General features: G+C 51.6%; 12 protein-coding genes. 6 read left to right on the top strand and 6 right to left on the bottom strand.

Annotation, left to right across the window (positions count from 1 at the left end):
- Nucleotides 1-60: 60 nt before the first annotated feature.
- Nucleotides 61-1,359, bottom strand: coding sequence for a hexuronate transporter ExuT (gene exuT, locus HEN33_RS10595; RefSeq protein ID WP_001298326.1), 1,299 nt, complete (start codon nt 1,357-1,359; stop codon nt 61-63).
- A 482-nt stretch (nt 1,360-1,841) separates the two neighbouring features.
- Here exuT and uxaC point away from each other — a divergent pair, with 482 nt between their 5' ends.
- The 3 genes from uxaC to HEN33_RS10580 all read left to right on the top strand — a co-directional run bounded on the left by uxaC (nt 1,842) and on the right by HEN33_RS10580 (nt 5,393).
- The gene (gene uxaC / locus HEN33_RS10590) at nt 1,842-3,254 is read left to right on the top strand and encodes a glucuronate isomerase (RefSeq protein ID WP_000187442.1); all 1,413 of its coding nucleotides are present in this window, start codon (nt 1,842-1,844) and stop codon (nt 3,252-3,254) included.
- Nucleotides 3,255-3,268: 14 nt separating this feature from the next.
- Nucleotides 3,269-4,756, top strand: a complete 1,488-nt coding sequence (uxaA, locus tag HEN33_RS10585) for an altronate dehydratase (RefSeq protein ID WP_001199369.1) — start codon at nt 3,269-3,271, stop codon at nt 4,754-4,756.
- A gap of 82 nt (nt 4,757-4,838) precedes the next feature.
- The gene (locus tag HEN33_RS10580; protein WP_000128139.1) at nt 4,839-5,393 is read left to right on the top strand and encodes a YgjV family protein; all 555 of its coding nucleotides are present in this window, start codon (nt 4,839-4,841) and stop codon (nt 5,391-5,393) included.
- A 4-nt stretch (nt 5,394-5,397) separates the two neighbouring features.
- Here the strand turns inward: HEN33_RS10580 and sstT are convergent, their stop codons facing one another.
- The 5 genes from sstT to HEN33_RS10555 form a co-directional block, all read right to left on the bottom strand.
- Nucleotides 5,398-6,642 (bottom strand): serine/threonine transporter SstT, encoded by a 1,245-nt coding sequence (gene sstT, locus HEN33_RS10575; protein ID WP_000211655.1) that lies wholly within the window; start codon nt 6,640-6,642, stop codon nt 5,398-5,400.
- Nucleotides 6,643-6,964: 322 nt separating this feature from the next.
- Nucleotides 6,965-7,930: a TerC family membrane protein Alx gene (gene alx, locus HEN33_RS10570; RefSeq protein ID WP_001098830.1), complete on the bottom strand. Its 966-nt coding sequence runs from the start codon at nt 7,928-7,930 to the stop codon at nt 6,965-6,967.
- Nucleotides 7,931-8,212: 282 nt separating this feature from the next.
- The gene (locus HEN33_RS10565; RefSeq protein ID WP_105276825.1) at nt 8,213-9,199 is read right to left on the bottom strand and encodes a Gfo/Idh/MocA family protein; all 987 of its coding nucleotides are present in this window, start codon (nt 9,197-9,199) and stop codon (nt 8,213-8,215) included.
- 78 nt (nt 9,200-9,277) lie between these two features.
- On the bottom strand, nt 9,278-9,970 hold the full coding sequence (locus HEN33_RS10560; RefSeq protein WP_176263597.1) for a SanA/YdcF family protein: 693 nt from the start codon (nt 9,968-9,970) through the stop codon (nt 9,278-9,280).
- A gap of 76 nt (nt 9,971-10,046) precedes the next feature.
- Nucleotides 10,047-10,550 (bottom strand): M48 metallopeptidase family protein, encoded by a 504-nt coding sequence (locus HEN33_RS10555; RefSeq protein WP_001295542.1) that lies wholly within the window; start codon nt 10,548-10,550, stop codon nt 10,047-10,049.
- Nucleotides 10,551-10,634: 84 nt separating this feature from the next.
- Between HEN33_RS10555 and rlmG the strand changes: the two genes are divergently transcribed.
- The 3 genes from rlmG (at nt 10,635) to higA (ending at nt 12,783) form a co-directional block, all read left to right on the top strand.
- Nucleotides 10,635-11,771, top strand: coding sequence for a 23S rRNA (guanine(1835)-N(2))-methyltransferase RlmG (gene rlmG / locus HEN33_RS10550; RefSeq protein ID WP_000018675.1), 1,137 nt, complete (start codon nt 10,635-10,637; stop codon nt 11,769-11,771).
- A gap of 284 nt (nt 11,772-12,055) precedes the next feature.
- Nucleotides 12,056-12,370, top strand: a complete 315-nt coding sequence (gene higB / locus HEN33_RS10545; protein WP_000550189.1) for a type II toxin-antitoxin system toxin HigB — start codon at nt 12,056-12,058, stop codon at nt 12,368-12,370.
- Entirely contained in the window at nt 12,367-12,783 is a 417-nt protein-coding gene (higA, locus tag HEN33_RS10540) for a type II toxin-antitoxin system antitoxin HigA (protein WP_000560266.1), read from the top strand. Before higB ends, higA begins: the two co-directional genes overlap by 4 nt.
- Nucleotides 12,784-12,796 lie beyond the last annotated feature (13 nt).

The raw sequence follows: 12,796 nt of genomic DNA, 5'->3' as shown, positions 1-12,796 counted from the left end.
CTCTACAAACAACGAAGCCGCCTGAACAGGCGGCTTCGTCATTACAACTTACGTTAAGCCTTAATGTTGCGGTGCGGGATCGTTATGTGATTCCTGCGCCACCTCAATCGCCGGTTTGTTCTGCAACACAGTCCAGATAACCAGCGCACCCAGCAGGTCGAATACTGCCAGAACTGCGAACAGCGGGCTGAAGCCGATGGTGTCAGCCAGTGCACCGACTACCAGTGCAAACAGCGTACTTGCCAGCCATGCGGACATCCCGGTTAAACCGTTCGCCGTCGCCACTTCGTTACGACCGAACACGTCAGAAGAGAGCGTAATCAGTGCGCCAGACAGGGCCTGGTGAGCAAAACCACCGATACACAGCAGCATAATCGCGACATACGGGTTAGTGAACAGACCGATCATACCTGGGCCAATCATCAGCACCGCACCCAGCGTTACTACCATCTTACGGGAAACGATCAGGTTCACGCCAAACCAACGCTGGAACAGCGGCGGCAGGTAACCACCGAGGATACAACCAAGGTCAGCAAACAGCATTGGCATCCAGGCGAACATCGCGATCTCTTTCAGGTTAAAGCCGTAAACTTTAAACATGAACAGCGGGATCCACGCGTTAAAAGTACCCCAGGCAGGTTCAGCCAGGAAACGCGGTAGCGCGATACCCCAGAACTGACGGTTACGCAGGATCTGACCAACGGACATTTTCTTCGCTGTGTCAACCTGGTGCTGGGCTTCCTGACCATTAATAATGTAGTCACGTTCTTCATCGGTCAGATGTTTCTGGTCGCGCGGATGCTTGTAGAAAATCAGCCATGCCATCGCCCAGATAAAGCTCAACGCACCGGAGATGATAAATGCCATCTGCCAGCTGTGCATCACGATTGCCCATACCACCAGCGGCGGCGCAATCATCGCACCAATCGAAGAACCTACGTTAAAGTAGCCGACCGCGATGGAACGCTCTTTTGCCGGGAACCATTCGGAACTGGCTTTCAGACCCGCCGGGATCATCGCCGCCTCTGCAGCACCTACCGCACCACGAGCAACCGCCAGGCCACCCCAGCTACCTGCCAGCGCGGTTGCGCCACAGAACACAGCCCACAGTACAGCAAACATTGCGTAACCGATTTTCGTACCCAGCACATCCAGTACATAACCTGCTACCGGTTGCATGACCGTATAAGCAGCAGAATAGGCTGCGATGATATAGGAATACTGTTGGGTGGAGATGTTTAACTCTTCCATCAGAGTTGGCGCAGCTGCCGCCACAGTGTTACGCGTCAGGTAACCAAGCACGGTGCCGAGCGTCACCAGTGCGATCATATACCAACGTAACCCTTTAATTTTACGCATGTAAAACCTCATCGTTTTGTTATATCCGCAGGAAGCGCGGCCATCATCCCGCCAGAGGCTGAAGATGTTAGTTACGACCGGGTAACCGAAAAAAAACCGGCACGCCCCGAACGTTGCCATGAAAGTTTCGTGCTAATTCGGCTTCCGTACCGGTTAACCCGATTCATCTAACAAATGAATGAATCGGCAATTTGCATTCCGTCGACTTATGATTTGCGACGGCAGAAAGATAACTTGTCATACAACTTTAAAAGGTGAGAGCCATCACAAATGTGGGAATATTTGTAGGGACATTACCTGATGACAGCGAGGCCAGTACTGGCGCGGCTTGCAGCGAGATTTACCACTTTGAGAGTAATTTTTTTAACTACGTTTATTGATCTATCTCACGAAAATATCTTCGGACTCTGGAAATTGGTGTGATAACTTTGTCAGCATCGCACCATAAGCAAGCTAGCTCACTCGTTGAGAGGAAGACGAAAATGACTCCGTTTATGACTGAAGATTTCCTGTTAGATACCGAATTTGCCCGCCGTCTGTATCACGACTACGCAAAAGACCAGCCGATTTTCGATTACCATTGCCATTTGCCACCGCAGCAGATTGCGGAAGACTATCGTTTTAAAAACCTGTATGACATCTGGCTGAAAGGTGATCACTACAAATGGCGTGCTATGCGCACTAATGGCGTGGCTGAGCGTCTGTGTACTGGTGATGCATCTGACCGAGAAAAATTTGACGCCTGGGCGGCGACCGTTCCGCACACTATCGGCAACCCGTTATACCACTGGACGCACCTCGAACTGCGTCGTCCATTTGGTATTACCGGCAAATTGCTTTCCCCGTCTACCGCTGACGAAATCTGGAACGAATGTAACGAACTGCTGGCGCAGGATAATTTCTCTGCGCGCGGCATCATGCAGCAGATGAACGTGAAAATGGTCGGCACTACCGATGACCCGATCGATTCACTGGAGCATCACGCTGAGATCGCCAAAGACGGCTCTTTCACCATTAAAGTGCTACCGAGCTGGCGTCCGGACAAAGCCTTCAACATCGAACAGGCGACCTTTAACGACTACATGGCGAAGCTGGGTGAAGTCTCTGATACCGACATCCGTCGTTTTGCTGACCTGCAAACGGCCCTGACCAAGCGTCTGGATCACTTCGCCGCTCACGGCTGTAAAGTGTCTGACCACGCGCTGGACGTGGTGATGTTTGCTGAAGCGAACGAAGCGGAACTGGATAGCATTCTGGCGCGCCGTCTGGCCGGCGAAACCCTAAGCGAGCACGAAGTGGCACAGTTCAAAACTGCGGTGCTGGTGTTCCTTGGTGCCGAATACGCACGTCGCGGCTGGGTACAGCAGTACCACATCGGCGCACTGCGTAATAACAACCTGCGTCAGTTCAAACTGCTGGGGCCGGATGTAGGCTTTGACTCCATCAACGACCGTCCGATGGCGGAAGAACTGTCTAAGCTGCTGAGCAAACAGAACGAAGAAAACCTGCTGCCGAAAACTATTCTGTACTGCCTGAACCCACGCGATAACGAAGTACTGGGTACCATGATCGGTAACTTCCAGGGCGAAGGAATGCCAGGCAAAATGCAGTTCGGTTCCGGCTGGTGGTTTAACGATCAGAAAGACGGTATGGAACGTCAGATGACCCAACTGGCGCAGCTCGGTCTGCTGAGCCGCTTTGTCGGTATGCTGACTGACAGCCGTAGCTTCTTGTCATACACCCGTCACGAATACTTCCGTCGCATTCTGTGCCAGATGATTGGCCGCTGGGTGGAAGCGGGCGAAGCACCGGCGGACATCAACCTGCTGGGCGAGATGGTGAAAAATATTTGCTTTAACAATGCGCGTGACTACTTCGCCATTGAACTGAACTAAGGTCTGGGGTTGATATGCAATACATCAAGATCCATGCGCTGGATAACGTCGCGGTTGCTTTAGCAGATTTGGCGGAAGGCACAGAAGTCAGTGTCGATAACCAGACTGTTACGCTGCGCCAGGATGTTGCTCGTGGACATAAATTTGCGTTAACGGATATCGCAAAAGGGGCCAACGTCATTAAATATGGCCTGCCGATTGGTTATGCATTGGCGGATATTGCGGCGGGGGAACACGTTCACGCCCACAATACGCGCACGAATCTGAGCGATCTGGATCAGTATCGCTATCAACCTGATTTTCAGGATCTGCCTGCGCAAGCGGCAGATCGTGAAGTGCAGATCTATCGTCGCGCGAACGGCGATGTCGGGGTGCGTAATGAGCTGTGGATCCTGCCAACCGTGGGTTGTGTTAACGGCATCGCGCGGCAGATCCAGAACCGTTTCCTGAAAGAGACCAACAACGCCGAAGGTACTGACGGCGTGTTCCTCTTCAGCCACACCTACGGCTGCTCGCAGCTGGGCGACGATCACATCAATACCCGCACCATGCTGCAAAACATGGTGCGCCACCCGAACGCGGGCGCAGTGCTGGTCATTGGTCTGGGATGTGAAAACAACCAGGTTGCCGCATTCCGTGAAACGTTGGGCGATATCGATCCTGAACGCGTTCATTTCATGATCTGCCAACAGCAGGATGATGAGATCGAAGCCGGGATCGCGCATTTGCATCAGCTGTATAACGTGATGCGCAACGACAAGCGTGAGCCAGGCAAACTCAGCGAACTGAAGTTTGGTCTGGAGTGCGGTGGTTCTGACGGTCTTTCTGGTATTACTGCTAACCCGATGCTGGGGCGTTTCTCTGACTACGTGATTGCTAACGGCGGTACTACCGTACTGACCGAAGTGCCGGAGATGTTTGGCGCAGAGCAGTTGCTGATGGACCATTGCCGCGACGAAGCAACGTTTGAAAAACTGGTCACTATGGTCAACGACTTCAAACAGTACTTTATTGCCCATGACCAGCCGATCTATGAAAACCCATCGCCGGGGAACAAAGCGGGCGGTATCACCACGCTGGAAGACAAATCACTTGGCTGTACCCAGAAAGCGGGTTCCAGCGTCGTGGTTGACGTGCTGCGTTACGGCGAGCGTCTGAAAACGCCGGGGCTGAACTTGTTAAGTGCGCCGGGTAACGATGCCGTAGCGACCAGCGCCCTGGCGGGTGCGGGCTGCCATATGGTGCTGTTCAGTACTGGTCGTGGCACGCCGTATGGTGGATTTGTGCCGACGGTGAAAATCGCCACCAACAGTGAACTGGCGGCGAAGAAAAAACACTGGATCGACTTTGACGCGGGTCAGCTGATCCACGGTAAAGCGATGCCGCAGTTGCTGGAAGAATTTATCGACACCATCGTTGAGTTTGCCAACGGTAAGCAAACCTGCAACGAGCGTAACGACTTCCGCGAACTGGCGATCTTTAAAAGCGGCGTAACGCTATAAAGTCGAAATGAGTTGTTAATAAAAAACGGCGTTTCATAATGTGAAGCGCCGTTTGCTTTTCCATACCTGCTAAGGATTTATCATGACCGCGTATTGGCTGGCCCAGGGCGTGGGTGTCATCGCCTTTCTGATTGGTATCACAACATTTTTCAATCGTGACGAACGTCGCTTCAAAAAGCAGCTTTCGGTCTATAGCGCCGTTATTGGCGTACATTTTTTTCTTCTGGGCACCTATCCCGCTGGTGCCAGTGCCATCCTTAATGCCATTCGTACGCTGATTACCTTACGCACGCGCAGCTTATGGGTAATGGCGATTTTTATTGTGCTGACTGGCGGAATTGGCCTCGCGAAGTTCCATCATCCTGTTGAACTATTGCCGGTTATCGGCACGATTGTCAGTACCTGGGCGCTATTCCGCTGTAAAGGGCTGACCATGCGCTGCGTAATGTGGTTTTCAACGTGTTGCTGGGTGATTCACAACTTCTGGGCGGGGTCGATAGGCGGCACGATGATTGAGGGGAGTTTTCTGCTCATGAATGGCCTGAATATCATTCGTTTCTGGCGGATGCAGAAAAGGGGAATTGATCCGTTTAAAGTAGAGAAAACAACCCCTTCCGCAGTAGACGAAAGGGGTTAAACAATTAATTACGCAGGGCGCTATTTGCCAGACGATCGTCTTCTGCCTGGCAAGCTGCCGCAGTGAACAGCACGTCAGTTGAAGAGTTCAGCGCGGTTTCGCAAGAGTCCTGCAATACGCCGATGATAAAGCCGACGGCAACCACCTGCATGGCGATATCGTTCGAAATACCGAACATATTACAGGCCAGTGGGATCAGCAGCAAAGACCCCCCCGCCACGCCGGATGCGCCACAGGCGCACAGAGAAGCCACTACGCTCAACAGCAGCGCTGTGGGCAGATCGACCGGAATACCCAGCGTATTAACCGCAGCCAGCGTCAACACGGTAATGGTGATTGCTGCGCCCGCCATATTGATGGTGGCTCCCAGCGGAATAGAAACGGAATAGGTATCGCGATCCAGATTCAGCTTTTCACACAGTGCCATATTCACCGGAATGTTCGCTGCAGAGCTGCGGGTGAAGAAGGCATACACACCGCTTTCACGCAGGCACAGCAGCACCAGCGGGAACGGGTTACGACGAATTTTCCACCACACCAGCAATGGGTTAACCACCAGCGCCACCAGTAACATACAGCCAACCAGCACGACCAGCAGTTGCGCGTAGCCCCACAGTGTGGAGAAACCGGTGGTAGCCAGGGTAGAAGAAACCAACCCAAAAATACCGATCGGTGCGAAGCGAATGACCAGTTTCACCATAAAGGTGACGGCATTCGACATATCGTTGACCAGGTTTTTGGTGGTCTCGTTACCGTGACGCAGTGCGAAACCGAGGCCAATTGCCCACACCAGAATCCCGATGTAGTTACCTTTCAGCAGCGCGTCGATGGGGTTGGAAACCATGCTCATTACCAGCCCGCGCATCACTTCGACAATGCCTGACGGCGGCGAAATATCACCCGCGCTACTGGACAAGTGCAGGGTAGAAGGGAAGGCAAAGCTGAAGACTACCGCGGCCAGAGCAGCAGAGAAGGTGCCCAGCAGATAGAGGAACAGAATAGGGCGAATGTTGGTTTTCTGCCCGTGCTGGTGGTTAGCAATAGATGCCATTACCAGCATCAGCACCAGAATCGGCGCTACAGCTTTCAGGGCACCAACGAACAAAGTACCTAACAGACCGACAGCTTCAGCCGCCGGTTTTGAGATCCATGCCAGAAGAATCCCCAGAACAAGGCCGACCAGGATTTGTTTTACCAGGCTGCCATGAGCCAGACGCCGGAATAGCCCCGGTGAACGTTGCGTAGTCATTTTTCGATCCTTTCATTGTGTTGTCGCACATCCCTGGTGCGTTCTGTCGACGCATCTTTCAGGATGTAACAAAGTGTTTGCAAGGTCGAGTATAAGGAAAGTTACAGCTTCGGGAAGCGAAAAATGCTGGATTTTAAAGAGAGGTCATATTTTGCAACTTAATGGTTACATTTGTTTGACATAAAAATAAAGCCCAACGTGCGGCTTCCAGACTGATGACAACGTCAAAAAAGTACTCGGTCAGTCCCCTCTCCCTGGAAGAGAGAGGGAGAAAATGGTGCTCATGTTGATGACAAGGTACACGGCTTAGGCAGATTAAAAATCATCCCACCCGCTGCTTATCATGCCGATAATTCACCCAGGCGTTGATAATAAACGTCATCACCAGAATGCCAAACACCACGCCCAGCGAAACGGCGATCGGAATATGGTAGAAATCGACAATCAGCATCTTGATACCGATAAACACCAGAATCACCGCCAGACCATATTTGAGCATCGAGAAACGTTCTGCTACGCCCGCCAGCAGGAAATACATCGCACGCAGGCCGAGGATCGCAAACAGGTTTGAGGTCAGCACAATAAACGGATCGGTGGTCACGGCGAAGATAGCCGGAATGCTATCCACGGCGAAAATCACGTCGCTCAACTCCACCAGAATCAGTACCAGCATCAGCGGCGTGGCATACAACAAACCATTCTTACGCACAAAGAAATGCTCGTTGTCGATGGTGTCGGTCATGCGCAAATGACCGCGCAGCCAGCGCACCAGCGGCTTGTCACCAATACCTGATTCATCTTCATGAGCCAGCGCCATCTTCACGCCAGTAAACAGCAGGAAGGCACCGAAGATATACAGGATCCAGTCGAACTGCGAAATCAGCCAGCTGCCAGTGAAGATCATGATGGTACGCAGAACAATCGCCCCGAGTACGCCATACACGAGCACGCGGCGTTGTAATGCCGCCGGAACAGAGAAATAGCTGAACAACATCAGCCAGACGAAGACGTTATCGACCGCCAGTGATTTCTCAATCAGATAACCCGTGAGGAAGGCCAATGCCTGAGGGTCCGCGACTTCGCGCCCCTGTGTCTGCGCCAGATACCACCAGAAAGCGGCATTAAACAATAACGACAGTGTCACCCAGACCAGCGACCAGGCCGCAGCCTGTTTCATGGTCATGGCATGTGCCCCGCGACGCCCCTGCAACAACAGGTCGATAGCCAGCATAATGACGACAACAACAGCGAATCCGCCCCATAGCAACGGCGTGCCGACAGTATTCATAGAAGTTCCTTACACATAAAAAAACGGCCAACATCGGAAGACGTCAGCCGCTGCTTTTTATGCATAGACCTCGCCTTCCGGCAAGGTCTCACTTACAACAAAAAAGGAATACGTCTGCGTATTCCTTTCGGGTTGCCCGGTGACCGGATGTGGTTTTTCACACATCGTAATGACGATCGACCGGCAATGAAGTTACTCCCCTTTGCAGGTAACAAAGTATGACAGACCATTCGGTCAGTCAATGGTCTGTTACATCCCTTTTACACTGTTTTACTTTGGCTATTATAGTTTTACGCTATCTGCCGGAAAAATCACCCCGGTCTGGCGGCGGATCTCGGTCAGCAGCCTGGCGGTGATACGACTGACCGCCAGCCCTGGATGATCTACCAGATGTTCATCCACCAGGGTAGCGAACAGCTCTGCTTCGTACAGCATGGTATTAATATGCTGCGGCTGGGTAAGATCCTGCATCTGGCTGCCGCGCGGCACATAGCAAACTTTCTGGCATTCAGACAGTTTTTCAATCACCAGCGATCCCGCTTCGCCCTGAATCTCACTTGCCAGCACAGAATCACTGACCTTTGAGTGCTGCAAGGTAACGCTGAAATCACCGTAATCCATCACCACCACGCCGTGGGCATCCACACCACTTGCCAGCAAACTGGCGGTTGCCTGCACGCTTTTCGGTTCACCAAATAACGCCACCGCCGACGCCAGACAGTAAAAGCCGATATCCATAATTGAACCGTTGGAGAATGCCGGATTGAAGGTGTTGGGATTTTCGCCGTCCAGATAACGTTGATATCGCGAGGAATATTGGCAATAGTTGAAAAAGACTTTACGCAATTTGCCAACTTTCGGCAGTACCTGGCGTAACAAATGGAAATTCGGTAGGCTGGCGGTTTTAAATGCCTCAAACAGCACCACCTGATTTTCCCGAGCACAGGCAATGGCGGCATCCACTTCCGCCAGATTCGACGCCAGCGGTTTCTCGCAAATCACATGAATTTTATGGCTAAGGAAAAGTCGTGTCTGGGGAAAATGCAGGGCATTCGGGCTGGCAATATACACCGCGTCAATAGCATCACTTTCTGCCATCGCTTCCAGCGATGTAAACAGATGCTCGACAGAAAAATCATTGGCGAAGTGCTGGGCCTGTTCAAGGCTGCGGGAATAGACAGCGGTTAACTTGTATTTACCGCTCTCATGGGCGGCCTCGACGAACTGGCGAGTGATCCAGTTCGTGCCAATCACAGCGAAACGTATCATAACGCGTGGATACTCCATAAAGGGATTCTGCCGTCAATGTAGCACGCCTTTTTCATCTTCGACGTGCGCAGATACGCATTATTCTTTCGCCGGACAGCCATGCTCGCTAAACGGCCCAATCATGACCGACGGCCCGAGATATTTCGGCTGTCGATGGAGGATTTTCGCGTCAATCACTGCGCTGACGCGAGCGAGTTTCTCCCGCAGCTGAGTATAAAAACCATGTTTCATATTCAGGTCTGGTGCGTTAAACCCGATGGCATCGATGCCGTACTGTTTTGCCAGCCAGATGGCGCGTTGGTTATGAAATTCTTGCGAAATAATAGTGATATGGCTTTCACCAAACACCTTTTTGGCACGCACCACCGAATCAAGCGTTGAGAATCCGGCATAGTCGCAGAAGATGACTTTTGCGGGTACGCCTTTAGCGATCAAAGCCTGCTGCATGCCTGAGGCTTCATCGTAATTTTTACGTCCGTTATCGCCGCTCACTAGTAGCCATTTCACTTTTCCGGCGTGGTACAACTCTGCTGCGGTATCAATACGTCGGGTAAAGTAGCGATTACCCGGCCTCGCCCCCAGCAATAAACCCACGTTACGCGCCGGAACGGCGTTGACATCGCTCCAGGTCAGCTGCTTGCTGGCGTTGATCATAACGCGATCGGCAATAAAAATGGTCGCTCCTGCTATAAGCAACAATAAACAGCCAAGCTTTAGAGTCCGGCGAGAAAAACAAATACGGAGAAGAAGGCGGGCAAAGGCGCGCAGCATGGTCGTTATCCTTAACGAAAGGGGGGAGGTCGATTTTAGGCGCTAAAGGAGGAAAAGATAACGCCTGACATCATTTTCAGATTTTGTCCTGCCCAAGCGACAACTGCGTTAGCCACAGACGAGTGTCGAATTCAAGCTGGTGGTACTGCGGCTCCATATGACAGCACAATTGATAGAACGCTTTGTTGTGCTCTTTCTCCTTCAGGTGCGCCAACTCGTGCACCACGATCATGCGCAAAAACGGTTCCGGCGCGTTGCGAAACACGGTAGCGACGCGGATCTCTGCTTTTGCTTTCAGCTTGCCGCCCTGCACACGCGAAACAGCGGTATGTAACCCGAGCGCGTTTTTCAGCACATGGATCTTGTTGTCATACATCACTTTATTGATCGGTGGAGCATTACGCAGAAACTGATTTTTAAGATCCTGAGTATATTGCCAGAGGGCTTTATCGGTGGCGTAGTCGTGCGTTCCTGGATAGCGTTTTGCCAGCACATCGCCCAGACGCTGTTCATTAATCAGCGTGCGCACCTGGGAAAGCAACTGTTCGGGATAACCCTGAAGATAAGTAAGATTGCTCATAACCGCCCACGAAAAAGAGAAAAAGGGTATACTCACGCACCCTTTTCAGGGGCAACGTCGAAATTTTATCATTCAGGAGGGCCGATGAGCCACTTAGACAACGGTTTCCGTTCACTGACACTACAACGTTTTCCGGCGACGGATGACGTTAACCCGCTACAGGCGTGGGAAGCGGCAGATGAATATTTGCTGCAACAGTTGGACGACACAGAAATCCGCGGCCCGGTGTTAATCCTGAATGATGCCTTTGGGGCGTTAAGTTGTGCGCTGGCGGAACATAAGCCGTACAGCATTGGCGACTCATACATCAGCGAACTGGCGACGCGCGAGAATTTACGCCTCAACGGGATTGATGAATCGAGCGTGAAGTTTCTCGACAGCACCGCTGACTACCCGCAACAGCCGGGCGTGGTACTGATCAAAGTGCCGAAAACACTGGCATTGCTGGAACAGCAACTGCGCGCATTGCGCAAAGTAGTCACGCCGGATACACGTATTATTGCCGGTGCTAAAGCCCGTGACATTCACACCTCCACGCTGGAACTGTTCGAAAAAGTGCTCGGCCCGACCACCACCACGCTGGCATGGAAGAAAGCGCGCCTGATTAACTGCACTTTCAACGAGCCGCCGCTGGTTGATGCACCGCAAACCGTTAGCTGGAAGCTGGAGGGTACTGACTGGACTATCCACAACCATGCGAATGTCTTCTCACGCACCGGGCTTGATATTGGCGCGCGCTTCTTTATGCAGCATCTGCCAGAGAATCTCGAGGGTGAGGTTGTCGATCTCGGTTGTGGTAACGGCGTTATTGGCCTGACGCTGCTTGATAAAAACCCGCAGGCGAAAGTGGTGTTTGTCGATGAATCACCGATGGCGGTTGCTTCCAGCCGTTTGAATGTTGAAACCAACATGCCAGAGGCGTTGGATCGCTGCGAGTTTATGATCAACAACGCGCTCTCCGGCGTGGAGCCGTTCCGCTTTAATGCTGTGCTCTGCAACCCGCCGTTTCACCAGCAACATGCACTGACCGATAACGTTGCCTGGGAAATGTTCCACCACGCGCGCCGCTGCCTGAAAATCAACGGCGAGCTGTATATCGTTGCCAACCGTCACCTGGATTACTTCCATAAACTGAAGAAAATTTTTGGCAACTGCACCACCATTGCCACCAATAATAAATTTGTGGTGCTGAAAGCGGTGAAGCTGGGGCGTCGTCGGTAAGATTGACAGCTACCTGCCGGATGCGGCGTAAACGCCTTATCCGGCATACGTTCAGCACATTACCCCCAGGTCGGATAAGACGCGGCAAGCGTCGCATCCGGCAATGTCTGCCCAGTTCTGGAATCGCGCTTCCATAAAACAAAAAATCCCTGTCACCATCCTCTACATTCTCTTGTTTAGCGTTTTTCTACGTTTATTCTTCCGTCACACAGATAAATTCATCCGTTGCCAATCTGTCAACGGATGTTATCATGTTGCCAATTTGTCAACGGACGTGATGAAGAATGCACCTGATAACTCAAAAAGCATTGAAAGATGCTGCGGAAAAATACCCGCAACATAAAACGGAGTTGGTGGCTCTGGGGAACACGATTGCTAAGGGATATTTCAAAAAACCTGAGTCATTAAAAGCAGTATTCCCTTCTCTGGATAACTTCAAATATCTGGATAAGCATTATGTTTTCAATGTCGGGGGCAATGAATTACGTGTTGTAGCAATGGTCTTTTTTGAATCGCAAAAGTGCTACATACGTGAAGTTATGACGCATAAAGAATACGATTTCTTTACCGCCGTTCATCGTACTAAGGGGAAAAAATGATTGCGATTGCCGACATCTTGCAAGCAGGAGAAAAGCTAACTGCTGTGGCACCTTTTCTGGCGGGTATTCAGAACGAGGAACAATACACCCAGGCGCTGGAACTGGTAGATCATCTGCTGCTCAACGATCCTGAAAACCCCTTGCTGGATCTGGTGTGTGCCAAAATAACCGCGTGGGAAGAATCAGCGCCCGAATTTGCTGAATTTAATGCCATGGCTCAAGCCATGCCTGGCGGTATAGCTGTGATTCGTACCCTTATGGATCAATATGGTTTAACCCTTTCCGATCTGCCGGAAATTGGCAGTAAATCGATGGTGTCACGCGTTTTGAGCGGGAAGAGGAAATTAACGCTGGAACACGCTAAAAAACTGGCAACGCGATTCGGCATTTCTCCCGCCTTGTTTATTGATTAACGCGACGTGCCGG

Source organism: Escherichia sp. 94.0001, from assembly GCF_013369155.2.
Taxonomy (GTDB): Bacteria; Pseudomonadota; Gammaproteobacteria; order Enterobacterales; family Enterobacteriaceae; genus Escherichia; species Escherichia coli_F.
This window is presented reverse-complemented; position numbering and strand designations above follow the sequence as displayed.